At 70.6% G+C, this 23813-nt stretch carries 19 protein-coding genes and 1 pseudogene; 12 read left to right on the top strand and 8 right to left on the bottom strand.

All coding sequences use genetic code 11. The annotated features are described in order from the left end of the window. Positions 1–57 precede the first annotated feature (57 nt). A complete protein-coding gene (locus AMIS_RS33980) occupies positions 58–1932 on the top strand; it encodes a hypothetical protein (protein WP_014446999.1) in 1875 nt (624 codons plus the stop codon). 247 nt (positions 1933–2179) lie between these two features. Here AMIS_RS33980 and lexA read toward each other — a convergent pair whose 3' ends face one another. After that, a complete protein-coding gene (gene lexA / locus AMIS_RS33975) occupies positions 2180–2977 on the bottom strand; it encodes a transcriptional repressor LexA (RefSeq protein WP_014446998.1) in 798 nt (265 codons plus the stop codon). Between the two features lie 740 nt (positions 2978–3717). Between lexA and nrdR the strand changes: the two genes are divergently transcribed. The 4 genes from nrdR to AMIS_RS43130 all read left to right on the top strand — a co-directional run bounded on the left by nrdR (position 3718) and on the right by AMIS_RS43130 (position 7929). Beyond that, positions 3718–4236 (top strand): transcriptional regulator NrdR, encoded by a 519-nt coding sequence (gene nrdR, locus AMIS_RS33970; RefSeq protein ID WP_014446997.1) that lies wholly within the window; start codon positions 3718–3720, stop codon positions 4234–4236. 58 nt (positions 4237–4294) lie between these two features. Beyond that, positions 4295–7213 (top strand): vitamin B12-dependent ribonucleotide reductase, encoded by a 2919-nt coding sequence (locus AMIS_RS33965; protein WP_014446996.1) that lies wholly within the window; start codon positions 4295–4297, stop codon positions 7211–7213. A 122-nt stretch (positions 7214–7335) separates the two neighbouring features. After that, the gene (locus AMIS_RS33960; protein WP_014446995.1) at positions 7336–7617 is read left to right on the top strand and encodes a hypothetical protein; all 282 of its coding nucleotides are present in this window, start codon (positions 7336–7338) and stop codon (positions 7615–7617) included. Between the two features lie 9 nt (positions 7618–7626). Next, on the top strand, positions 7627–7929 hold the full coding sequence (locus tag AMIS_RS43130; protein ID WP_014446994.1) for a hypothetical protein: 303 nt from the start codon (positions 7627–7629) through the stop codon (positions 7927–7929). Here the strand turns inward: AMIS_RS43130 and AMIS_RS33950 are convergent. Together AMIS_RS33950 and AMIS_RS33945 are read right to left on the bottom strand one after the other, a co-directional pair. Beyond that, a complete protein-coding gene (locus AMIS_RS33950; protein WP_014446993.1) occupies positions 7894–8796 on the bottom strand; it encodes an alpha/beta fold hydrolase in 903 nt (300 codons plus the stop codon). The two genes, AMIS_RS43130 and AMIS_RS33950, sit on opposite strands and share 36 nt — an antisense overlap. 40 nt (positions 8797–8836) lie before the next feature. Next, positions 8837–9322 (bottom strand): hypothetical protein, encoded by a 486-nt coding sequence (locus tag AMIS_RS33945; RefSeq protein ID WP_014446992.1) that lies wholly within the window; start codon positions 9320–9322, stop codon positions 8837–8839. A gap of 119 nt (positions 9323–9441) precedes the next feature. Between AMIS_RS33945 and AMIS_RS33940 the strand changes: the two genes are divergently transcribed. Then, entirely contained in the window at positions 9442–9999 is a 558-nt protein-coding gene (locus tag AMIS_RS33940) for a hypothetical protein (RefSeq protein WP_231859150.1), read from the top strand. Positions 10000–10064: 65 nt separating this feature from the next. Here the strand turns inward: AMIS_RS33940 and AMIS_RS33935 are convergent, their stop codons facing one another. Beyond that, positions 10065–10757 (bottom strand): metal-dependent transcriptional regulator, encoded by a 693-nt coding sequence (locus AMIS_RS33935; RefSeq protein WP_041830235.1) that lies wholly within the window; start codon positions 10755–10757, stop codon positions 10065–10067. Between the two features lie 149 nt (positions 10758–10906). Between AMIS_RS33935 and AMIS_RS33930 the strand changes: the two genes are divergently transcribed. Continuing rightward, positions 10907–12088 carry an acetoin utilization protein AcuC gene (locus AMIS_RS33930; protein ID WP_014446989.1) on the top strand — a complete coding sequence of 394 codons (1182 nt, stop codon included), beginning with the start codon at positions 10907–10909 and terminating at the stop codon, positions 12086–12088. Between the two features lie 4 nt (positions 12089–12092). Continuing rightward, positions 12093–14657: a bifunctional acetate--CoA ligase family protein/GNAT family N-acetyltransferase gene (locus AMIS_RS33925; RefSeq protein ID WP_014446988.1), complete on the top strand. Its 2565-nt coding sequence runs from the start codon at positions 12093–12095 to the stop codon at positions 14655–14657. A gap of 70 nt (positions 14658–14727) precedes the next feature. Here AMIS_RS33925 and sigB read toward each other — a convergent pair. Continuing rightward, positions 14728–15698: pseudogene (sigB, locus tag AMIS_RS33920) on the bottom strand (RNA polymerase sigma factor SigB). Positions 15699–15915: 217 nt separating this feature from the next. Between sigB and AMIS_RS33915 the strand changes: the two are divergent. Next, positions 15916–16704: a sporulation protein gene (locus tag AMIS_RS33915; protein WP_014446986.1), complete on the top strand. Its 789-nt coding sequence runs from the start codon at positions 15916–15918 to the stop codon at positions 16702–16704. A 134-nt stretch (positions 16705–16838) separates the two neighbouring features. Here the strand turns inward: AMIS_RS33915 and AMIS_RS33910 are convergent, their stop codons facing one another. From AMIS_RS33910 to AMIS_RS33900, 3 genes are all read right to left on the bottom strand, one after another. Beyond that, a complete protein-coding gene (locus AMIS_RS33910; RefSeq protein ID WP_014446985.1) occupies positions 16839–18086 on the bottom strand; it encodes an IS701 family transposase in 1248 nt (415 codons plus the stop codon). A 65-nt stretch (positions 18087–18151) separates the two neighbouring features. Continuing rightward, positions 18152–18574: a D-aminoacyl-tRNA deacylase gene (gene dtd / locus AMIS_RS33905; protein WP_014446984.1), complete on the bottom strand. Its 423-nt coding sequence runs from the start codon at positions 18572–18574 to the stop codon at positions 18152–18154. A 63-nt stretch (positions 18575–18637) separates the two neighbouring features. Beyond that, the gene (locus AMIS_RS33900; protein ID WP_014446983.1) at positions 18638–18976 is read right to left on the bottom strand and encodes a hypothetical protein; all 339 of its coding nucleotides are present in this window, start codon (positions 18974–18976) and stop codon (positions 18638–18640) included. 230 nt (positions 18977–19206) lie between these two features. Between AMIS_RS33900 and AMIS_RS45105 the strand changes: the two genes are divergently transcribed. Genes AMIS_RS45105 through cheB form a run of 3 tightly spaced genes read left to right on the top strand, consistent with a single transcriptional unit; the run spans position 19207 to position 23812 of the window. After that, positions 19207–21150, top strand: a complete 1944-nt coding sequence (locus AMIS_RS45105; protein ID WP_014446982.1) for a methyl-accepting chemotaxis protein — start codon at positions 19207–19209, stop codon at positions 21148–21150. 22 nt (positions 21151–21172) lie between these two features. Further along, the gene (locus tag AMIS_RS33890) at positions 21173–22732 is read left to right on the top strand and encodes a chemotaxis protein CheW (protein ID WP_014446981.1); all 1560 of its coding nucleotides are present in this window, start codon (positions 21173–21175) and stop codon (positions 22730–22732) included. 12 nt (positions 22733–22744) lie between these two features. Beyond that, complete coding sequence (cheB, locus tag AMIS_RS33885) at positions 22745–23812, top strand: chemotaxis-specific protein-glutamate methyltransferase CheB (RefSeq protein ID WP_014446980.1); 1068 nt, start codon at positions 22745–22747, stop codon at positions 23810–23812. Position 23813 lies beyond the last annotated feature (1 nt).

Below are 23813 nucleotides of genomic sequence, written 5' to 3'. Positions count from 1 at the left end.
ACCAGCGTTGATCCACACGTAATACCGGGGGGCGACGCCGCGTGCGACACTGTGCGGATGCGGCGTCTCGTCTTCTCGATCATCGTGGCCATGGGCTTCGTGATGGTCGGTTCCTCCAGCGCGTCCGCCGAGGACCCGACACCCGCGCCGACGGTGAGTGCCAAGGCGACACCCGGCAAGAAACTCTGCAAGATCGTCGACAAGCGGCTGGATGAGATCTCCGGGCTGGTGGCGACGGACGACGGTTACGTCGCGATCGACGACGGCACCACCGATGAAGCCAAGCGCAAGATCTTCTTCCTCAACAAGAAGTGCGTCGTCACCAAGGAGCAGGAGTACAGCGGCGACGGCCCGAAGGACCCGGAGGACATGGTCCTCTCCGCGGACGGCAAGACGATCTGGATCGCCGACATCGGTGACAACGCGGTGCGGACCGAGGGCGCGGACCCGCGCAAGGCGGTCGCGGTCTGGAAGATGCCGGCCGACGGCGGGAAGAAGCCGACGCTGTACCGGATGACCTACCCGGGCGGTGACAACCACGACGCCGAGGCCCTGCTGATCGACGGCGACGGCCTGCCCCTGGTGATCACCAAGGAGATCGGCGCGACGGCCGGGGTCTACAAGCCGTCCGCCGCCCTGGTGGCGAAAAGCACCGCCGGCGTGCCGATGACCAAGGTGGCCGACCTGAAGGTCAACGCCACCGAGACGGCCGGCAACGCGCTGGCCCGGATCGGCAACAAGACGATCACGGGTGGGGCGGTCGCCCCGGGCGGCGCCAAGGTCGTGCTCCGGACGTACACCGACGCGCTCGAGTGGGACGTGGAGAACGGTGACGTGGTGGCGGCCCTGAAGAAGGAGCCACGGACCACCGGCCTGCCGAACGAGCCGTTCGGTGAGGCGATCTCGTACAGCCCGGACGGCAAGTCCTTCATCACCGTCTCGGACATGAACGGCGATCTGAAGGTCGCCAACAACATCCGGGAGTACACGCCGGCCACCGAGGTCGCCGCGATCTCGAAGAAGTCCGGCCAGGACAGCTCCGGCGCCGCGTGGTACACCGATCTGGACAATCTGACCTATCTGGTCGCCGGCGTCGGCGGGCTCGGCCTGCTCCTGGTGGCGGCCGGTGTCTTCGGCATCGTGCGGTTCCGCAAGTCCCCGCGGGCGACCGCGGCCTCCGAGGCCGACGACCTACCCGGCGGCCTGAACACCGCCGACCCGGAGACCGAGCTCATCGGCGTCGGCGGGCTGCCGCAGCGCGCCCCGGCGTACGGGCGGCCGGGCGGGGGAGCCGGCCCGGTCTACGGCGGCGCCCAGGCCGGTCCGCCGCCGGGCGCTCCGGGCCCGCAGCGCGGTGGCAACGGCGTCTACGGCGGCGCCCCGGCGGGCGCGCCGGCCGGAGCAGCAGCAGGAGGCGGCGGGCAGTACGGCCGGCCCGCCGGTCAGCAGCCCCCGCGAGGCCCGCAGCAGGTTCCGCCGCGTGGTCCGCAGCAGGGCGGTGGCCCGCGGGGTCCGCAGCAGGGCGGTCCGAAGCAGGGCGGTCCGAAGCAGGGCAGTCCGAAGCAGGGTGGTCCGAAGCAGGGTGGCCCGCGTGGTCCGCAGCAGCAGCCGCGCGGTCCGCAGCAGGTTCCGCCGCGTGGTCCGCAGCAGGGCGGCGGTCCGCGGGGTCCGCAGCAGGGTGGTCCGCAGCAGGGCGGCCCGCGTGGTCCGCAGCAGCAGCCGCGCGGTCCTCAGCAGGGCGGTGGCCCGCGGGGTCCGCAGCAGGGTGGCGCCGGTCCGCGCGGCCCGCAGCAGGTCCCGCCGCGTGGACCCCAGCAGGGCGGTCCGCGGGGTCCGCAGCAGCCGCCGCGCGGTCCCAAGCCGCCGTCCGGTCGCGGCGGCGGTGGCGGCGGTGTCTACGGCGGTGGCGGCGGCCGCCCGGACGACCGCTGACACGAGAGCAGTGCGGGACCGCAACCCGCGTGCCGCGCGACAGCTGACGCGCGAGCAGCGCGGGACCGCAACCCGCGTGCCGCGCGACAGCTGACGCGCGAGCAGCGCGGGACCGCAACTCGCGCGCCGCGCGACCGCTGATGCGCGAGCACCGCCGGTCAGGCGCCGCGTGATCCGGCCGGTAGGCGTCAGCAAGCACCGAGAAGGGTCGGCCCCAGACGGGGCCGGCCCTTTCGCCGTTCTCGGCTCAGACGCGGCGCAGGACGGCCACGACGCGGCCCATGATGGTGGCGTCGTCACCGGGGATCGGGTCGAACGCCGGGTTGGCCGGCATCAGCCAGACGTGCCCGTCGCGCTGGCGGTAGCTCTTCACGGTGGCCTCACCGTCGATCATCGCGGCCACGATGTCTCCGGCCTCGGCCGTCGGCTGCTGGCGGACCACGACCCAGTCGCCGTTGCAGATCGCCGCGTCGATCATCGAGTCGCCCTTGACCTCGAGCATGAAGACGTCGCCCTCGCCGACGAGCTCGCGCGGCAGCGGGAAGAAGTCCTCCACGGTCTGCTCGGCCAGGATCGGGCCACCGGCGGCGATCCGGCCCACCAGCGGCACGTAGGCCGGCTGCGGCCGGGCGGCGCGCAGCGCATCGTCGTCGACCATCTCGCCGGGCATCCGGACGTCCACGGCGCGCGGCCGGTTCGGGTCGCGGCGCAGGTAGCCCTTGGTCTCCAGGGCCTTCAACTGGTACGCCACGCTGGACGGGGAGACCAGTCCGACGGCCTCGCCGATCTCCCGCACGCTGGGCGGGTACCCGTACCGCTCCACCCAGTCGCGGATGAACTCCAGGATGCGCCGCTGCCGTGCGGTCAGGTCCGGGGCGACGACCTCGGGGGCGTGCCCGACGGGGGTGACCGAGCGCAGCTGGGGCGCGTCAGCGCTGCGGGCCCGGCCCGGTGAGCGGCGGCGGATGCCGGCCGGGGCGGCGGCCTCGCCCCTCTTGACGGACTGCTGCCCGGGTGTTTGCTTCGTGCGGTCGTCGGTCGACACGTCCGCCCTCCCTGTCGGCCAGTGCCTTCCGGCACGTGGTGCGTCGCGGAGCCGGACCGACGCTGTGGGGATGACGTTTGCCCGGCTGACCCCTCTTGACGGGAAACCGTAATAGGGACATGCGACATATTCAAACATCTGTACGATCTTTCTCCGGCGTGTCGCGCCCGAGGACTCGACTTCCGTACGCGTGTTCTGATAGACCGTCGTACGGGCGTTCTATCGAACGGGTGTCCGAGAGAGGGGTCGTCATGGTTTCCAGTGGGATGCGACACGCGGCGCCGCCCGTGCGACTCACCCGGCGTGGCCGCGTCGTGCTGCTCGGTGTCTATCTCCTCCTCGCGCTCCTCGCGAGTGTCGTGTTGTTCACTACTGCGTCGCAAGGCTGACCAGCGCCGTTCGCTGTCCCTTCGTGGTCACCGGACGAGTGGGGTGTCCGGATCTCCGGCGCGTCACGTCACCCCCACCCGCTGCGGCGAGTGATCGTGGCATCACCCCTGGTGGTGAGCTTGAAAAACCCGGCGCGTCGGCATGCTGCTGAACTTGCGCCGCCGTCTGCCGGGGCATAGCGTTGACCCCAACATCTAGTGGTTACACGGATGCAAGTCATCCACAGGTTGGGTTTCCCTCTCCCCGGTTATCCACATGCCGTCCACAGCCTCGCATCGGTCCTGACCGAGGCGAAGCTGTGCTTCTGCGTGTCTGCGAGCCGGTTCGGGGGAATCCGGAGGGGGTCCGCGGTGCGCTGCCCGTATTGCCGTCACGCCGACTCACGCGTGGTCGATTCGCGTGAGGCCGACGACGGTCAGCTGATCCGTCGCCGCCGGTCGTGCACCGAGTGCGGCAAGCGGTTCACCACGGTCGAGGAAGCGGTCCTCGCGGTGGTGAAGCGCAGTGGCGTCACCGAGCCCTTCAGCCGGACGAAGATCATGAGTGGCGTCCGGAAGGCCTGTCAGGGCCGTCCCGTCGACGAGGACTCGATCGCGCTGCTCGCGCAGCGGGTCGAGGAGACCGTCCGGGCGCGGGGAGCTGCCGAGATCCCCAGCCACGAGGTGGGCCTGGCGATCCTCACGCCGCTGCGTGAGCTCGACCAGGTGGCTTATCTCCGGTTCGCGAGTGTCTACAAGGCGTTCGATTCTCTGGACGAGTTCGAGAAAGAGATCGCCGCGCTCCGCGAAGCACCCGCCGTCAGGGAACCCGGGACGCGACACGCCGTCGCGCCGCGGTCCGGCGCGCGGGCACCAAAGCTCAACGGCTGATCACAGCCGACATTCAGCTACACCTTTCCGCGGGTACTACGAGGGGGAGCACATCCTTATGGCCGGAGACGGCATCACAGCAGGTCGCCAGCGCAGCCGGACGAGCGGCGCGGGCGCGGCGACCAGGGGGCTGCGTGTGGAGCGGGTGTGGACGACGGAGGGCGTTCACCCGTACGACGAGGTGGAATGGGAACGCCGCGACGTCGTCATGACCAACTGGCGTGACGGCTCGATCAACTTCGAGCAGCGTGGCGTGGAGTTCCCGGCGTTCTGGAGCGTGAACGCCGCGAACATCGTCACGACCAAGTACTTCCGCGGAGCGGTCGGCACGCCGGAGCGCGAGGTCTCGCTCCGCCAGCTGATCGACCGCGTGGTGAGCACCTACCGCAAGGCGGGCGAGGAGCACGGCTACTTCGCGTCGCCGGCCGACGCCGAGGTCTTCGACCACGAGCTCACCTGGATGCTGCTGCACCAGGTCTTCAGCTTCAACTCGCCGGTCTGGTTCAACGTCGGCACCAAGTCGCCGCAGCAGGTCAGCGCGTGCTTCATCCTCTCCGTCGACGACTCGATGGACTCGATCCTCGACTGGTACAAGGAAGAGGGTCTGATCTTCAAGGGTGGCTCCGGTTCCGGCGTCAACCTCTCCCGGATCCGCTCCTCCAAGGAGCTCCTCTCCTCCGGCGGCACCGCGAGCGGCCCGGTCAGCTTCATGCGCGGCGCCGACGCCAGCGCGGGCACCATCAAGTCCGGCGGCGCCACCCGGCGTGCCGCGAAGATGGTCATCCTCGACGTGGACCACCCGGACATCGAGGAGTTCGTCTCCACCAAGGCGCGCGAGGAAGACAAGATCCGCGCGCTGCGGGACGCCGGCTTCGACATGGACCTGGGCGGCGCCGACATCGTCAGCGTGCAGTACCAGAACGCCAACAACTCGGTGCGGGTCAGCGACGAGTTCATGCGGGCGTACGAGGAGGGCACCGAGTTCGGCCTGCGCGGCCGGCTCAACGGCGAGGTCATCGAGACCATCGACGCCAAGAAGCTCTTCCGCGGCATCGCCCAGGCCGCGTGGGAGTGCGCCGACCCCGGCCTGCAGTACGACGACACCATCAACGACTGGCACACGAACCCCGAGACCGGCCGCATCACCGCGTCCAACCCCTGCTCGGAGTACATGTCGCTGGACGACTCGTCCTGCAACCTCGCCTCGCTCAACCTGATGAAGTTCCTCCGCTCCGACGGCGGCTTCGAGGTGGAGAAGTTCGTCAAGAGCGTCGAGTTCATCATCACCGCGATGGACATCTCGATCTGCTTCGCGGACTTCCCGACCGAGAAGATCGGGGTCACCACCCGCGCCTACCGCCAGCTCGGCATCGGGTACGCGAACATCGGCGCCCTGCTGATGGCGTCCGGCCTGCCGTACGACTCGGAGGCCGGCCGTGGCGTGGCAGCCGCGATCACCTCGCTGATGACCGGCACGGCGTACCGCCGCTCGGCCGAGCTCGCCGGCATCGTCGGCGCCTACGACGGCTACGCCCGCAACGCCGACGCCCACCAGCGGGTCATGCGCAAGCACGCCGCCGCGAACGACGAGATCCGCCCGTCCGGCGCCGTCGCCACCGAGATCGTCCGTGAGGCCACCAAGCAGTGGAAGAACGGCAACAAGATCGGTGAGAAGAACGGCTGGCGCAACGCGCAGGCGTCGGTGCTCGCCCCGACCGGCACCATCGGCCTGATGATGGACTGCGACACCACCGGCATCGAGCCCGACCTGGCCCTGGTCAAGTTCAAGAAGCTGGTCGGCGGCGGTTCGATGCAGATCGTCAACCAGACGGTCCCGCGCGCGCTGCGCACCCTCGGTTACCCCGAGGAGCAGGTCGAGGCGATCGTCGAGCACATCTCCGACCACGGCAACGTCGTCGACGCCCCCGGCCTCAAGCCGGAGCACTACGCGGTCTTCGACTGCGCCATGGGCGAGCGGGCGATCGCGCCGATCGGCCACGTCCGGATGATGGCGGCCGTGCAGCCGTTCATCTCCGGCGCGATCTCGAAGACGGTCAACATGCCGGAGACGGCGACCGTCGAGGAGATCGAGGAGATCCACTACCAGGGCTGGAAGCTCGGCCTCAAGGCGCTCGCGATCTACCGCGACAACTGCAAGGTCGGCCAGCCGCTCTCGGCCGGCAAGGGCACCAAGGCCACCGCGACCGCGCCCGCCGCGGCCGAGGAGCCCAAGGCGGTCGAGAAGGTCGTCGAGAAGGTCATCGAGTACCGGCCGGTCCGCAAGCGCCTGCCGAAGAAGCGCCCGTCGGAGACGGTGTCCTTCTCGGTCGCCGGCGCCGAGGGCTACCTGACCGCGTCGTCCTACCCGGACGACGGCCTCGGTGAGGTCTTCCTGAAGATGTCGAAGCAGGGCTCCACCCTGGCCGGCGTGATGGACGCCTTCTCGGTCGCCATCTCGATAGGCCTGCAGTACGGCGTCCCGCTGGAGACGTACGTCGCGAAGTTCACCAACATGCGTTTCGAGCCGGCCGGCATGACCGACGACCCGGACGTGCGGATGGCCTCCTCGGTGATGGACTACATCTTCCGTCGCCTGGCGCTGGACTTCCTGCCCTACGACACCCGCGCCGAGCTCGGCATCTTCACCGCGAAGGAGCGCACCGCCCAGGCCCAGGCCGAGGCGGCTGCCGAGGCCGCCACGGTGGACCTGGCCGGCATGGCCGCGTCCGCTCCGGCGCCCGCCGCTCCGATCGCCGCCACCCCGGTCGTCTCGTCCGCGGTCACCGTGGCCGAGGTCGCCGAGGCGAAGGCCGCGCCGGCCCCGGCACACCAGGCCGGCTCGTCCACCGAACTGCTCGAGGTGGTCACCGGCCACGCGGCCGACGCGCCGCTCTGCTTCACCTGCGGCACGAAGATGCGCCGCGCCGGCTCCTGCTACGTCTGCGAGGGCTGCGGCTCCACCTCCGGCTGCAGCTGAGCGAGCACCTGACGGATGCCTCCCACCCGGTCCGGGGGGAGGCATCCTGCCGTCCGGGCACGGTTGGTTGATCAAGTGGGGCACACTGCATCGCGTCCAGACATCGGCGAGGCGGGGACCACGTGCGGAAGACTGATGCGGTAGCCGGTGGGCTTGTTCAATCTCTCGGGATCTGGCTGGCGGTCCTGCTGGCGATGCCGTTCGTGCGGAACGTCGCCGTCGCGTGGTCGCTCGCCGGCGCCGGGCTGCTCGCGGTGATCCTGCTCGGTCAGTGGCACCAGCGCCGGTCCCGGCGGGACAGCGCGGTGGGCGCCTTCACCGGCGCCGTGCTCTGGCCGGCGCTGATCGGCCTGGCAATCGTGGTGATCAATATAGTGTCGATGTCACTGTCCGATTTCGAGTAAATTCGAGAAGTGGCAGACGTCGATCAGCGCCTGAACTCCGCCAAGGTCGCCGTCGGCGTCGCGTTCGCGATGAACGGTTTCGCCTATGCCGGCTGGCTCTCCCGGGCGCCCGCCGCGCAGGACGCGCTGGACATTGTCGGTATGCGCCAGGCGCTGCTCGTCGTGCTGGGCGCCCTGGCCGTCGGCCTGGCCGCCTCGGGCGCCGCAAGGCCGCTGAAGCCCGCCGCAGGCGACATCCCTGCCGCCGGCACTCCCGCCGCCGGCGACCGGAATCGATCAGCGGTGCTGGGCCAGGAAGTCGCTGATGACTGAGGCGAGCACGGTCGGCTGCTCGATCACCATGGCGTGCGAGGCGTCGGCGAGCGACAGGTAACGCAGGTGCGGCACCGATCGCGCCTGCTCCACCAGGAACCGGCGGTGCGCCTCGTACAGCTCCGCGAACGGCTCCTGCTCGGGCAGGCTGCGGGTCGGCAGCACGACCAGTTCCGGGCAGGTGGTCGCGGCGTACACCGGGCTGAGGTCCAGCGAGTTCATCAGCGCCCGCAGCTCGGCCGTCGCCTGCGCGGACGGACGGATCGAGGTCTCACCGTCCACATGCACCAGATTGCGCCGGAAGCCCTCGATCCAGACCTTCTCGTTGGCGCCCATGTCGCGGGCCGCCATCTGCTGGCGCTCCACCAGGTCGGGCAGCTGGTCGGCGGGGATGACCTGGCCGGCCGTGGCCTCGATCGCGTCGAAGACGGCGTGCAGCCGGGCCAGCTCGCCGATCGCCTTCTCCTCGGGCAGGCCGGGCAGGTGCGCCGGGGAGGTGGGCGGCGGGTTGCCGTCGAGGCTCACCACGCCGGGTGTCTCCGGGTGCCGCTGGGCCCAGAGGGCGGCGATCATCCCGCCCAGCGAGTGCCCGGCCACCGCGGGCCGGTCGAGCTCCATCTGTACGCACACGGCGGCCAGGTCGGCGAGCGCCGCGTCCCAGGTCCACGGGCCGTCGCCGGAGCGGCCGTGGCCACGCAGGTCGACGGTGATCACCCGGTGCCGGGGCCGCAGCGCACGGGCCAGCGTGGTCATGTGCGCGAGGTTCGCCCCGGCGCCGTGCAGGAGCAGCAGCGGCGGCTGGTCGCCACCGAAGTCGCGGACGGCGATGGGCAGCTCGCCGGCGTCGATGAGGCGGTCGTTGATCATTGAGGCTCCCAGTGCCTTGTGTGGCGGCGCCCAGCCGCCCTCAGAGCGGTGGCGGATCGGTCGATGACGGGTCGGAAGGGGGCGGTGGCCCGGTCAGCAGGCGGTCGCGGACCGCGCTGACCGGAACGCCACCATCGGGATGACGGGGCAGACGGCCACGGCGCACAAGATCATGTACCCCCTGGCGGCTGATGCCGAGCATGGCGCCGGCCGTTGCGTAGGACACCGTCTCCGCATAGGGATGACCGACCCGGCGCACGACGGCCTGGCCGAGCGGCGTGCGCCACCAGTCGGCCGGCGGGGCGAACGCGTGCTCCTCCGGATAGAGCGTCGCCATCAGCCGGGCGAGCGTGCGGACGGCCGTCGCGTCGTCGCTGTGCTCGATGGTGTCGGCCCACGCCGCCGCCCGGTGGCGCAGCACGGTACGCAGCCCACCGGGAATCCCGTCGTCCTCCAGCAGGATCTCCAACGGGTCGAGCAGGCGCACGTCGACGAGGCGGAGCAACTGCTCGGCGAGGGCGTCCATACGCCCATCCTGCGATACTTGACAGGGGTCGTCAAGTTGAACGGACAGTGATCGCGATCCCGGGCCTTCCGCTCCTGCCCCGCGCCCAATAAGGTGTGCGCGGACTCGGGAGGATCTCAGTGCGTACGCGTCTCGCCATGCCGGCCGTCGCCGTGCTGCTCGTCGTCTCCGGGTGCGGTCCGCGCGATGAGAAGCCCGCCGCGGCATCGCTGCCCCCGGTGGAGGTCGTGGCCCCGCCCGCCGCTTCCGCCGGTGGCGCCTGCATCCTCTGGGACTGGGCGTTCATCGAGGAGAGGATCGGCGTCACGTTCTCGGTGGCCGCCTCCGGCCAGGTCGACGAGACGTCCACCTGCGTGGTGCAGAACATCGACGAGGAGTGGCCCGACTTGTCACTCTCCGTCGTCGATACGACGAAGGTGGACGCCGAGATCTTCCTCGAGGAGCGGATGCCGGCGAAGGCGACCAAGCTCAAGAAACTGGGCAAGGCCGCCTATCGGCTGACCGGCAAGGCCAAGGACGGCCACGGGCCGACCGTGGAGATCGGCTGGCTGAGCGAGGCCAAGCAGCTGCAGACGCTCAAGTTCACCTTCGAGAAGGGCGCCGACGCGGCGGCCGTGAAGGCCATGAACGGCAAGCTTTTCGCCCTGGCGCAGGCGATGAACACCACCGACGGATAGGCGTCCGGCCCCGCAGGGCTGGACGCCTTCGCGCACGGTCCGGCCCTCGGCGGGCCGGACACGCCTCAGTGCGCCGCGACGAACACCCGGGACGCCACCTCACGCGGGAGGCGGATCTTGTCGCCGGACTTGTCGATGGTGACGCCGTCCCGTTCCTGGGCGACGGTCACCGTCGTACCCGGATCGATGCCGGCGGCATGCAGCTGGCGCAACACATCCGCGTTGGTCTGCACGCTCTCGCAGATGCGCTGAACCACGACGCTGCCGGTCAGGCCCGGGAAGGCCAGATTGCGCTCGCCGTGGCTCACCGCCGCGTCGATCTGGCTCTCGTCGGGCGCGCCCAGCTCCTCCAGCCCGGGAATCGGGTTCCCGTACGGCGAGCGGGTCGGCTTGTTGAGCAGCTCGTAGACGCGTTTCTCCACGGAGTCGCTCATCACGTGCTCCCAGCGGCAGGCCTCGTCGTGGGCCTCCTCGTAGGGCATGCCGATGACGTTGACGAGCAGAAGCTCCGCCAGCCGGTGCTTGCGCATGACGGCGACGGCGTTGGCGCGGCCCGCGTCGGTCAGCACCAGATGACGGTCACCCTCGACGGTCAGCAGACCGTCACGTTCCATCCGGGCGACGGTCTGGCTGACCGTGGGACCGCTCTGGTGCAGGCGTTCGGCGATGCGGGCTCGGAGTGCGGGCACACCTTCTTCCTCGAGTTCGAGGATGGTGCGCAGGTACATCTCGGTGGTATCGACGAGATCGTTCACGATGCGGGCCTCCCAGCAGCGATAATACCGCGCGGCGGGGGGTTGACATCCGCCCCGAGCAAGTGCCCGGTGACCCTACCCGACTGCGGAACAGGTGTGCTAACGACACGTCGTCCCCGACCGGGGGACATCGGTCATGGGACCATGTCCACATGGCGGACGAGACGACGGCGGTCGTTTGGGACAGTGCCCTGCTCGACTACGACATGGGCGACCATCCGCTCAATCCGGTACGGGTCGAACTGACCATGGCGCTGGCCAGGGAACTCGGCGTGCTGGACCGTCCGGCCGTCCGGATGGTCACGCCGCGCCCGGCAAGTGAGACCGATCTCACGCGCGTGCACCGGGCGGACTATCTGGACGCCGTACGCCTCGCCCCGATCGATCCGTTCTTCACCGGCTGGGGCCTCAACACCCCGGACAACCCGGTCTTCGACGGCATGCACGACGCGTCGGCGCGCATCTGCGGCGCCTCCATCGCGGCGGCCGAGGCGGTCTGGACCGGCGCGGCCCGGCGCGCGGTGAACGTCTCGGGCGGCCTGCACCACGCGCTGCCGGCCCGGGCCTCCGGATTCTGTGTCTACAACGACCCGGCCGTGGCGATCGCGTGGCTGCTCGAGCACGGCGCCCGGCGCATCGCGTACATCGATGTCGACGTCCATCACGGCGACGGCGTGCAGGTGGCGTTCTACAACGACCCGCGGGTGCTCACGGTCAGCCTGCACGAGACGCCGCTCGCGCTCTTCCCGGGTACGGGGTTCGCCGACGAGATCGGCGGGCCGGACGCCGAGGGCACCGCGGTGAACGTGCCCCTGCCCCCGGGCACCGGCGACGCCGCCTGGCTACGGGCCTTCCACGCGGTCGTGCCGTCGGTGGTCCGCGCGTTCGACCCGGAGATCATCGTCAGTCAGTGCGGCGCCGACGCGCACCTGCTCGACCCGCTGGCCGACCTGAAGCTGTCGGTGGACGGGCAGCGCGCCGCGTACGTGGCGATCCGCGCGCTCGCCGACGAGCTCTGCGACGGCCGCTGGGTGGCGACCGGCGGCGGGGGGTACGCGCTCGTCGAGGTCGTGCCCCGGGCGTGGACCCATCTGCTCGCGGTCGCCAGCGGGGAGCCGCTCGCCCCGCAGACCCGGACGCCGCAGGGGTGGCGCGAGCTCGCCGCCCGGCGCTGGCCCGGCGTGCCGGTGCCGGAGACGATGTCCGACGGCGTGCCGCCGGTGCTGGAAGAATGGGCGCCGGGGACCACCGATCCGGTGGACCGGGCGATCCAGGCGACGCGGACCGCGGTCTTCCCCCTGCACGGCCTGGACCCTCACGACCCCAGGGACTGACGACGTGGAGAACTCCGCCATCCCGCGAAGCGCGGACGTCCTGCTGGCCGACGGCTCGACCGCGCACCTGCGCCAGATCCGCCCGGAGGACGCTCCGGCCATCGTGGACTTCCACTCGCGGATGAGCGACCGCACCCGTTACCTGCGCTACTTCTCGCCGTACCCGCGCATCCCGGAACGTGACCTGCAGCGTTTCGTCAACGTCGACCACCGTGACCGGGAGGCGTTCGTGACAGTCGACGCCGACGGCCGGATCACCGCGGTCGGGCGGTACGAGCGACTCGGCCCGGACTCGCCGGACGCCGAGGTCGCGTTCGTCGTCGAGGACGCGCACCAGGGGCGGGGCATCGGCTCGGTGCTGCTGGAGCACCTGGCCGAGGCGGCCCGGGAGAACGGCGTGACCCGCTTCGTCGCCGAGGTCCTGCCGGAGAACGGTGGCATGCTGCGGGTCTTCGGCGACTCCGGTTTCCAGGTGCAGCGCCAGTACGCGGACGGCGTCGTCCACCTGGACTTCCCGATCGCGCCGACCGAGAAGTCCCGAGAGGTGCAGGAGTCCCGCGAGCACCTCACCGAGGCCCGCTCGATCGCGCGGCTGCTGGCGCCGAGGGGCATCGCCATCTACGGCGCGAGCGCCAGCGGGCAGGGAATCGGCGCCGCGATGCTGGGCAACCTGCGCGACGGCGGGTACTCCGGTGCCATCGTCCCGGTGCATCGCACCGCCGACCGGGTGGCGGGGCTCCCCGCGTACCGGAGCGCCTCGGAAGCCGGTGTCCCGATCGACCTGGCCCTGATCGCCGTGCCTGCGGAGGCCGTTCCGGAGGCCGGGACGGACGCGGCTCGCGCCGGCGCAGGTGGCGTGGTGGTGGTCTCGGCGGGTTTCGGTGAGACCGGTCCGGAGGGTGCCGGCCAGCAGCGACGCCTGGTGGAGGCGGCCCGCGCGGCGGGCCTGCGGGTGATCGGCCCGAGCAGTTTCGGGATCGCCAACACCGATCCCGGCGTCCGGCTGAACGCCACGCTCTCGCCCCGGCTGCCGAAAGCCGGGCGGGTCGGCTTCTTCGCGCAGAGCGGCGCGCTGGGCGTGGCGCTGCTGGCCGAGGCGGACCGGCGTGGCCTGGGACTGTCCAGCTTCGTGTCGGCCGGGAACCGGGCCGACGTCTCCGGCAACGACCTGCTGCAGTTCTGGCGCGACGATCCGGGCACCGACGTGGTCCTGCTCTATCTGGAGACGTTCGGCAATCCGCGCAAGTTCGCCCGGCTGGCCCGCCGGATGAGCCGGGTGAAGCCGGTCGTGGCGGTGGCCTCGGCGACCCGCCCGCCCGGGCTGGCGGGTGACGCGCCGGGACCGGACGCGAACGCGGTGACCGCGCTCTTCGCCCGTTCTGGCGTCATTCGCGTGGACACCGTTCAGGAACTTTTCGACGTCGGCATGATCCTCGCTCACCAGCCGTTGCCGTCCGGCCGCCGGGTCGCGGTGGTCGGCAACTCCTCGGCGCTGGCCGAACTCGCGGTCGTCGCCTGCCGCGCCGCCGGGCTGACCGTGGCCGGCGGATACCCCCGGGACGTCAGCCCGCTCGCCACCGCGCACGATCTGGCCGACGCGCTCGCCGACGCGGCCGTCGACCCGGGCGTGGACGCGCTCGTCGTGGTCTTCGCCCCGCCGGTGCCCGGACAGCACGCCGACGAGGACGCCGACTTCGCCGCGGCGCTGGCGAGCGTGGCCCTCGCGGGCGAGAAACCGACCGTCGCGACGATGGTGTTCGGGCAGGTCCCGGCGCGGGTGCCGGCCTATCCGTCGGTGGAGGAGGCGGTGCGGGCACTGGCCCGGGTGGTCAATTACGCCGACTGGCTGCGGCGCCCGCCGGGCGTGATGCCGCTGCTGTCCGATGTGGACCCCGTGGCGGCGGAGACGGCCGGCGACGCCACCGAACTGCTCGACGCCTACCGGATCCCGGTCGTGCCGTCCACGCTGTCACACTCCGCCGATGAGGCCGTCCTGGCGGCGGGCGAGCTGGGATACCCGGTCGCGCTCAAGGCCGCCGGCGGTGGGTTGCGCCATCGGATCGACCTCGGCGCGGTGCGCCTCGCGCTCGGCGACGAGGACGACGTACGGGTGGCGTACCGCGAACTGTCCACCGCCTTCGGACCGGACGTGCTCGTGCAGACCATGGTCCCGCCCGGTGTGGCCTGCCGGATCGAGGTCGTCGAGGACCCGGCGTTCGGCCCGGTCGTCGGGTTCGGCTTGGGTGGCGTGGCCAGCGAACTGCTCGGCGACCTCGCCTGGCGGGCCGCTCCGCTCACCGACCGCGCCGCCGAGGCCCTGGTGGACGAACCGCGGGCGGCGCCGCTGCTGCACGGTTACCGCGGCTCGACGCCCGTTGACCGGGACGCCCTGATCGACCTGCTGCTGCGGGTCGGGCGGATCGCCGACGAGCACCCGCGGGTCCGGTCGCTCACGCTGAACCCGGTGCTGGCCCGGCCGGACGGTTACTCGGTGCTGCACGCGGCCGCCGAGTTCGGCGACGCGGGTGTCCGCCCGGACACCGGTCCCCGGCGGTTGCGCAGCGCCTAGAAACGGCGCCGGGCCGGTCCCCGCTTCCCCCGAAGCGGATCGGACCGGCCCACGCCGTACTGCGGAAACGTCAGGACGCGTAAGCCTCGAGGCGGGACGCCCGCTCCGGGTCGCGCAGCTTGAGCATCGTCACCTTCTCGATCTGGCGGATGCGCTCGCGGCTCAGGCCGAACTCGCGGCCCACCTCGTCCAGCGTGCGCTGCCGGCCGTCGTCCAGGCCGAAGCGCAGCCGGATCACCGCCGACTCCCGCTCGGAGAGGGTGGCGAGCACGATTTCCACCTCGCTGCGCAGCTCGCCCTGGGCCACGCCCTCGCCGGGCTGGTTCGGGTCGACCGCGGCGACGAAGTCACCGAGGGCGCTCTCGCCGTCCTCGCCGACCGCCTGGTCCAGGCTGACCGGCTCCCGGTCGTACGAGATCAGCTCGATGACCTGGAACTCCGGCACGTCCATCGCGGTGGCGATCTCGGCGATGCTCGGCTCCCGGCCGAGCGAGACGGCGAGGTCGCGGCGGCAGCGGACCATGCGGTTGACCTGCTCGACCATGTGCACCGGGATGCGGATGGTGCGGGCCTGGTCGGCCATGGCGCGGGTGATGGCCTGCCGGATCCACCAGGTGGCGTACGTGGAGAACTTGTAGCCCTTGGTGTAGTCGAACTTCTCGACCGCGCGGATCAGGCCGAGGTTGCCCTCCTGGATCAGGTCGAGGAAGGCCATGCCGCGACCGGTGTAGCGCTTCGCGATGCTCACCACGAGCCGCAGGTTCGCCTCGAGCAGGTGGTTCTTCGCGGCCTTGCCCTCGGCGACGATGACGGCGAGCAGGGGCGCCAGCTCGGCCGGGGCGGCGGAGAGTTTCTCCTCCGCGTAGAGCCCGGCCTCGATGCGCTTCGAGAGGGTGACCTCCTCGACGGCGGTGAGCAGCCGCGTGCGGCCGATGCCGGGACCAGGTCAGCGGAGACTCCGCGCTCGTCCGTCGCGTCCAGGTCGGCCAGTGCCTCGACCCCGTCGGTCTCCTCGACCACGACCTGCTCCGACGCCTTCATCTCCAGGACCACTTGAGTCCCCTCCCCGCGATTAACGTCTCGTGCGTACCAGCCGCTTTCCGTGCCGGTGAGAGCAAGCTTCGTCGCTGGCGCGTTAAGCGGAGGTGAGGCCAGCCTCCAGGTGGCATGAATCAGGGAGAACCCTGACGTCGAGAAGCCGACAACCAGGGCTTGCCGGGCGCCGATACTGTTCTTGCACCGAGAAAGGGTGATCACCGTGGTCTTCAAACGCATGATGCAGGCGCTGGGTGTCGGTGGGCCTTCGGTCGACACCGTGCTGGCGAACCCGAACACCTACCCGGGCGGCTTCCTGGAAGGGACGGTTCACGTGGTCGGCGGCGATCACGCGGTCGACATCGAGTACCTCGCGATCGGGCTGATCACCCGGGTGGAGGTGGAGAGCGGCGACAGTGAGTACCAGACCGACCAGGAGTTCCACCGTCAGCGGCTGACCGGCTCGTTCCGGCTGGAGTCCGGCGCCCGGCACGACGTCCCGTTCCGGTTCGAGGTCCCCTGGCAGACCCCGATCACCGAGGTGTACGGGCAGCACCTGCACGGCATGACGATGGGCCTCACCACCGAGCTGGAGGTGGCCCGCGCCGTCGACAAGTCCGATCTGGACACGGTGGCCGTGCACCCGCTCCCGGCTGAGGAGCGCATCCTGGAGGCGCTGCTGCGTCTCGGTTTCCGGTTCAGCCGGGCCGACGTGGAGAAGGGCCGGGTCTACGGCGTGGACCAGCAGCTGCCGTTCTACCAGGAGATCGAGTTCTACCCGCCGGCGGCGTACGCGAGCGGCATCAACCAGCTCGAGCTGACGTTCCTGCCGACGCCGCAGAAACTGCAGGTGGTGCTCGAGCTGGACAAGCGCGGCGGCCTCTTCACCGAGGGGCACGACTCGTTCGGCAGCTTCGACGTGGATTACGCCACCGCCGACCAGATCGACTGGACCGGCCGGCTGGATCAGTGGCTGCGCCAGTCCGCCCAGCGCCGCGGGATGTTCTTCTAGGAGCCTAGTAGTGCTTTGTCATGATCCGCGTCGGCGGGCTCGTTTCCGTTGCGGGAACGGGGTTCGGCAGGTCGGGCATGCGCCGATGAGGTAGACGAGCAGGAGTTGCAGGCGTCGGAGTACGGCGTAGAGGGTCATTCCGGCGCATGGGTTTTTGGGTCGAGGCGTTGCAGGGTGAGGAAGATGTGTGCCGCGGAGACGAGGGTGACGTGGTGGTGCCATCCCTGCCAGGTGCGGCCTTCGTAGTGGTCGAGGCCGAGACCGGTCTTGACTTCGCGGTAGTCGTGTTCGATGCGCCAGCGCAGTTTCGCCCAGCGGATCAGGGTGCGTCTCGCGGTCCGGGCGGGTAGGTCAGAGAGCCAGTACTTGATCGGCTCCGGGTTGCCGGGCGGCCATTCGGCGATGAGCCAGGCCTCAGGAGGGTCCTCGCCGCGGTGCGCGGACAGCAGGGTTCGCCCGGCCGGACGGACCCGGGTGAACACGAAGTGCGAGGACATCAGGAGCGGACGGCCGCCGCGGCTGCGGGAGCCGGGTCGCCAGGTCACTCTCCGGGCTTTGCCGGTGCCGGTGGTGATCAGTTCGGTGAGGGTCGGCGCCGGCTGCTGGTAGCGGGGCGTGGGATAGGAGCCGACGCCGGCGTAGTCCCCGGCCGTGCGGATCGTCGAGGCCGGGTAAGCGGTGAGCCTGCCGCTGACCTGCACCAGGTGGGGCAGCCCGCGTTCGGTCAGGGCGAGGCGGAACTCTGCGGCGTCGCCGTAGCCGCAGTCGGCCACGATCAGCGGCGGGCGATGTCCCCATCGCAGCAGTTCGTCGATCATGTCCAGGGCGAGGCGCCACTTCTCCCGATGGGTCACGTCGTCGCTGATCCCGGCGCGGCGGCGACGGTTGTGGACATCGCTGGTGGCCTTGGGTGAGGCGGGATCCCAGGACTCCGGCAGAAACAGTCGCCAGTCCACGGGGCAGGATGCGGTGTCGGTGACCATGCTGACGCTTACGGCGATCTGGCAGTTGGTGACCTTGCCCGCGGTGCCGGTGTACTGCCGGGCCACACACGGCGAAGCGGTGCCGCATTTGAGCAGGCCGGTGTCGTCGATGGCCCATGCCGTCGGGACGATCGCCTGGTCGGCCAGCGCGGCGATCCGTCGCCGGACCGGCTCGACCTGCCACGGACTGTTGGTCACGAAGTGGTTCAACGCCTGCTCATGCACGCCCTGCAGCCGAGCGGCCATCGGCTGGATCGACTTACGCCGTCCGTCGATCATCAGCCCTTGCAGATACGCGGCCGCACGATCCTGCCAGCCGGCCCTGGTCAGCGAGGCGAACACGTCCGACGCGAACTCGGCCAAGTCGTCACGCAACCGGTCAGCCTCAGCAACGTCCATACCTCAACGACAGCAACCCACCGTCAACAAGTCACCATCAGCCACTCGAAAGTGACAAAGCACTACTAGAGCTCCAGCAGGACCGTGCGCGGTCCGACGTTGACGCTCTCCACGAGCATGTGCGCCCGGAAGCGGCCGGTGGCGACGGTCGCTCCCCGGGCGCGCAACGCGTCGACGTACGCGGTGATCAGCGGCTCGGCGATCTCGGCCGGCGCCGCCGCGTTCCAGGTGGGCCGGCGACCCTTGCGCGCGTCGCCGTAAAGCGTGAACTGGCTGACCGCCAGCACCGGCGCGTTCTCGTCCGAGGCGGACCGATCCCCGTCGAGGATGCGCAGCTCCCACGTCTTGCGGGCGAGTTCGGCCGCTGTCGCCGGGGTGTCGTCGTGCGTCACGCCGACCAGGACGAGCAGGCCGTCCTTGATCTCGCCGACGACCTCGTCGCCGACGGTCACGCTCGCCCGGCTGACCGTCTGCACCAGTGCCCGCATCGCACTCCCCGTCGTCCCGGCCGCCGCGTGGTCGCGGCAGCCGGATGACGGTATCCGACCGGCTCAGCCCGCCGCGTCGCTGGTGTATTCGTCCTCGGTGCGCAGCGCGCCGGTGGTGGCGTCACCGGTCGTCGTGTTGGCGACCCCCGGTCCGGTACGCGCGTGCTGCGGGAAGCTGGCCGGCCCGGCGGTGCCACCGGTCGTGGTCATGATGCCGCCACCGGCGGGCGGCGGACCGCCGTCGCGCAGCTGCTCGGTGTCGGTGCCCGCGTCGTAGGTGCTGGACAGGCCCGGATCGCCGTCGGAACCCTTCTCCGGACGGTACGTGCTGGGCTCGTCGAGCGCACCGGGACCGTAGTCGCCGGCGATCTCCGCTTCGGTACGGCTCTGAGAGTCACTCATGGGCCGCGATTGCCCCGCCCGGCCGCCGGTAAACGTGGGTGTGCGCCAGGAAACAGCGAAATGGGTGGATATTACCCTGGCGTTCGCTCGTCCGGTGCCAGGATTTGCCTGGTCGGAGGGGCCGTCTTCCACATGTTCCGGCGCTGACCGGACGACGCGCTCCCGATCGCGGCGACTCGAACCGCACCCCGCATGCGCCGGATCGACCGTACTCAGATGGGAGTTCACCCATGCCCCTCACCAGCACCTCCTCCGGGCGCACCACCGAGGCCTCCCGGGCCCGGCCGGCCGCCGCACCCGCTGCCGCGCGGCCCGCGCCGGCCCGGGGCGGCGACGCCGACGCCGGCCGGCGCCAGGCCCGTTCGGTGGCGAAGCAGCAGCAGTCCGCGGAGCGGATCGCCGCCGCCACCGCCGAGATCTCCGCGCAGAACGCGCAGGCCGCCGAGGCTTCCCGGCAGCTCTCCGAGACCATGCAGCAGATCGCGGCCGGCGCCGAGGAGGCATCGGGCGCGACCCAGCAGAGCCTCGCCGCGATGAACCAGGTCGAGGAACGGGCCGAGGGGCAGGAGACGACCACCCGGCAGGTGGCCGAGCTGAGCCAAACCCTCCAGAACCTGCTCAACGAGACGCTGATCGGGATCAACACCCTGCTCGCCAATGTCACCAGCGCGTCGAACCGGCAGACCACCTCGGTCGCGAAGATCACCGAATTGGAGAAGCAGGCCGACGAGATCGGCGAGATCGTCAAGACCGTCGCGCACATCGCCGACCAGACCAACCTGCTGGCGTTGAACGCCGCGATCGAGGCTGCCCGGGCCCGGCAGCACGGCAAGGGCTTCGCTGTGGTCGCCGACGAGGTGCGCACCCTGGCCGAGACGAGCGAGCGCAGCGCCCGGCAGATCCGCGACCTGATCGACGAGGTGCGCAGCAGCGTCACCGAGATCGCCGGGGCGGTGCAGACGTCCGCCGAATCGGCCCGGGGCGAGGCCGACAAGGGCAAGACCATCAGCTCGCAGTTGGAGACCATCCGGGCCGACATGGGCACGATCATGGCTGGTGCGGTCGAGATGGCCACCGCGGCACAGCAGGCCCGGCGCTCGGCAGGCGCGGCCAAGGCCCGCTCCGAGGAGATCGCGGCGGCGGCCGAGCAGCAGTCCGCGGCGTGCGAGGAGTCGCTCCAGACGGTCGCGCAGCAGACCCAGGCCTTGCGGCAGAGCGAGCAGGCCGCCGATCTGCTGGCCGAGGTCTCCGAGACGCTGCGCAACAGCACCGACATCGCGAAGAGCGCCGAGGAGGTCGCCTCGTCGGCCGAGGAGCTCTCCGCCGCGGTCGAGGAGATCACCCGGGCGGCCAGTCAGATCAACGTGGCGATCAACGAGATCAACGCGGGCGCGCGGACGGCTGCCGAGAAGGGGCAGCAGACCTCCGAACTGGTCAGCCAGATCGAGACGGGCGCTCAGCTGTCGGTGGAGCGCGGCGGATCAGCGGCCGAGCGCTCGGACGGGATCCTGGAATTGCTGGCCGCGAACAAGGAGTCGGTCGACTCCATGATCGACGCGATCGGGCAGGGCGCCCGGGAGGGCATCGAGAACGTTCGCAAGGTCACCGAGCTGGAGCAGATCTCCCGCCGGATCGACAAGATCGTCGATGCCATCGCGAACGTCTCCATCCAGACCAACATGCTCGCGGTCAACGGGTCGGTGGAATCGGCGCGGGCCGGCGAGTTCGGCAAGGGCTTCGCCGTCGTCTCCACCGACATCCGCAACCTGGCCCGTGACTCGGGGGAGAACGCCGACCGGATCAAGGACCTGGTGAAGTCGGTGCAGGACCGGATCGTGGAGGTACGCGGCGATCTGGAGGAGACCAGCCGGCTGTCGCTGGCCGAGGCGGAGTCCGCGAAGGCCACCACCGCACGTCTCGAGGAGATCCAGCGCGACATGCAGCAGGTCCGCGCGGGCAACGTCGAGGTCAAGGAGTCGGCGATGCAGATCGCCAGCTCGCTCGGTGAGGTCAAGATCGGTCTCGAGCAGATCGCCACGGCCGCGAACGAGGCCGAACAGCTCGCCGGGCAGGCGTCAACGGCGGCCCGGGAGCAGGCGCAGGGCGCCGAGGAACTCGCCGCCGCGGTCGAGGAGATCGCCGCGCTCGCGGACGAGCTTCAGAACGCCGGCTGACCCACGAAGGGGGAACCGCCCGATGGACACCGACGAGGAGCTCGGCGCCGACGAGCTGGACGACGAGAACACGGACTATGTCACGTTCGACATGGCGGGGGAGCGGTACGCCTTCCCGATGCACCGGGTGCAGGAGATCATCCGGATGCCGGCCGTGGTGAAGGTGCCACTCGGCCCGCCGTCGCTGGAAGGCCTGGCTAATTTGCGGGGCCGGGTGCTGCCGGTGGTGAACCTGCGGGGCTGCTGTTCCATGGAGCAGGCACCCCACGACGAGACGACACGGGTGATCGTGGTCGACGGCGGAGTGCCGCTCGGCTTCGTGGTCGACCGGGTGGCGAGCGTGATCAGCATCGATCCGCAGGCGCTCGAGCCGGCCGAGTCGGTGCAGTCCACGGTCCGCTCCGACGTGCTGGTCGGCGTGATCAAGTCCGACGACGGCGACATGACCACGGTGCTTCACGTGGACAACCTGATCGGCAGTCAGTTCTCCCGGCTCTCCGAGCGGGGCAGCCGGGACACCGCCGCGACGGCCCGGGTGCCGGGCGAATCGGACGGGGACGCCGAGTCGGACGACACCCTGGAGCTGGTCAGCTTCGCGGTGGAGGGTCAGGAGTACGCGCTCCCGATCGAACAGGTGCAGGAGATCGTCCAGGCGCCCGAGTCGGTGAGCCATGTGCCGAACGCCGGCAGCCGGGTCCTCGGCGTGATCGACCTGCGCGGCCGGTTGCTGCCGGTGGTGAGCATGCGGCGGGTCTTCGGCCTGCCGGTCACCCCGCTCGCGCCGCAGAACCGGATCGTCGTGGTCTCGATCGACGGTGGCGTGGTGGGCGTGGTGATGGACACCGTGCGTGAGGTGCTGCGGGTGCCGCATCAGCTGGTCGCCCCGCTGCCCAACGTGGTCGAAGGTGAGGGCCGTAAGAGCGAGGTCGAGTCGGTCTGCCGCCTCGAGGACGGCAAACGGCTGGTCTCAGTGCTCAGCGTGAACCGGATGTTCGACTCGCCGGAGGTGCGCAACGAGATCGCCGACTACCGCGACGAGAACGAGGAGATGGCTGTGGAACGGGACCGGTCCGAGGCCGACGACGGGCGCGGCGACGAGGAACTGTTCGTGGTGTTCCGCCTCGACGACGAGGAGTACGCGGTCGACGTCGACACCGTGCAGGAGATCATCCGGGTGCCGGAAGCGCTCATCCGCGTACCCAAGTCGTTTGATTTCGTCGAAGGCCTGGTCAATCTGCGCGGAACCGTTCTCCCGGTGGTCGACCTGCGGACCCGGCTCGGGCTGGGCCGCACCGAGCGGGACGAGCGGCAGCGCATCGTGGTGCTGATCATCGGTGGGGTGCGCACCGGGTTCATCGTCGACTCGGTCGCCGAGGTGGCCCGGGTCGGGCGCAACGTGCTGGAACCCGCCCCGGAACTCTCCGCGGAGCAGGCGCGGGTGGTCTCCCGGGTGGCGAACCTGCCGGACCAGCAGCGGATGCTGCTGCTCGTCCAGGTGGACCAGCTGCTCGCGGCCGAGCAGGCCGATCAGGCTGCCGAGCTGTGCGAGGCGATCGTCGACGAGGCGCTCGTCGGCGTGTGATCGGAGTCTGCCGTGTCATCAACCTCCGTCCTGGTCGTCGACGACTCCGCGCTGATGCGGCGGGCACTCAAGGGGATCCTCACCGACACCGGCGAGTTCGACGTGCACACCGCCCGTAACGGGGTGGACGCGCTGGAACAGCTCGGACGCCTCAAGCCGGATGTGGTGACGCTCGACATCAACATGCCGGAGATGGACGGGATGACCTGCCTCGCCCGGATCATGGACGAGCAGCCGACCCCGGTCATCATGGTCTCCTCGCTGACCGAGCACAACGCGCTTGTCACGCTGGAGGCGCTGGAGCTGGGCGCGGTGGACTACGTCCCGAAACCGGGCGGCACCGTCTCGCTCAACATCGAGGACGTCAGCGCCGAGCTGGTGACCAAGGTCCGGGCCGCGGCCCAGGCCCGGCTCAAACGGGCCGGTGGGCTGACCGCCCGGGTCCGCGCGCAGACCCGGCAGGTGTCCACCGCACCGCCGCCGCGACGGCAGCCGGGCAAGGTCGGCGCCGTCGACCTGCTGCTGATCGGGTCGTCCACCGGTGGCCCGGCGCTGCTCTCCGAACTGCTGCCCAAGCTGCCCGGCACGCTCGGCGCCCCGGTGGTGGTGGCGCAGCACATCCCGGCGTCGTTCACCGCGGCGCTGGCCCGTCGCCTGGACGAGATCTGCGCGCTGCGGGTGCACGAGGTCGACCGGATCATGAACCTGCAACGCGGCAACATCTACATCGGCCGGGGCAACGCGGACGTGGTGGTGGCCCGGCGCACCGACGGCCTGATCGTCAAGAGCGTGCCGGCCGCCGCCGAGTACCGCTGGCATCCCAGCGTGGACCGGCTGGTCGGCTCGGCCCGGCGCTACATCGACCCGGAACGGCTGGTGTGCGCCCTGCTGACCGGAATGGGCGATGACGGCGCCACCGAGATGGCCGCCGTCAAGGAGGGCGGCGGCCGGACCGTCGCCGAGTCCGAGGAGACAGCGGTGGTCTGGGGCATGCCGGGCGAACTCGCCCGGCGGGGTGGCGCCACGGTCGTGCTGCCCTCGTACGAGATCGCCGACCAGTTGGCCGACTGGGTCCGCTGAA

The sequence above is a fragment of the Actinoplanes missouriensis 431 genome (genome assembly GCF_000284295.1).
GTDB lineage: Bacteria > Actinomycetota > Actinomycetes > Mycobacteriales > Micromonosporaceae > Actinoplanes > Actinoplanes missouriensis.
This window is presented reverse-complemented; position numbering and strand designations above follow the sequence as displayed.

Excerpts from the sequence above, each read along its gene's own strand:
- AMIS_RS33945 (WP_014446992.1), bottom strand. The coding sequence starts at position 9,322 with ATGGACGCCCTCGCCGAGCAGTTGCTCCGCCTCGTCGACGTGCGCCTG.
- AMIS_RS33980 (WP_014446999.1), top strand. The coding sequence starts at position 58 with ATGCGGCGTCTCGTCTTCTCGATCATCGTGGCCATGGGCTTCGTGATG.
- AMIS_RS33910 (WP_014446985.1), bottom strand. The coding sequence starts at position 18,086 with ATGGACGTTGCTGAGGCTGACCGGTTGCGTGACGACTTGGCCGAGTTC.
- AMIS_RS33950 (WP_014446993.1), bottom strand. The coding sequence starts at position 8,796 with ATGATCAACGACCGCCTCATCGACGCCGGCGAGCTGCCCATCGCCGTC.
- AMIS_RS33930 (WP_014446989.1), top strand. The coding sequence starts at position 10,907 with ATGGCGGACGAGACGACGGCGGTCGTTTGGGACAGTGCCCTGCTCGAC.
- AMIS_RS33890 (WP_014446981.1), top strand. The coding sequence starts at position 21,173 with ATGGACACCGACGAGGAGCTCGGCGCCGACGAGCTGGACGACGAGAAC.
- AMIS_RS33965 (WP_014446996.1), top strand. The coding sequence starts at position 4,295 with ATGGCCGGAGACGGCATCACAGCAGGTCGCCAGCGCAGCCGGACGAGC.
- AMIS_RS45105 (WP_014446982.1), top strand. The coding sequence starts at position 19,207 with ATGCCCCTCACCAGCACCTCCTCCGGGCGCACCACCGAGGCCTCCCGG.
- AMIS_RS33900 (WP_014446983.1), bottom strand. The coding sequence starts at position 18,976 with ATGAGTGACTCTCAGAGCCGTACCGAAGCGGAGATCGCCGGCGACTAC.
- dtd (WP_014446984.1), bottom strand. The coding sequence starts at position 18,574 with ATGCGGGCACTGGTGCAGACGGTCAGCCGGGCGAGCGTGACCGTCGGC.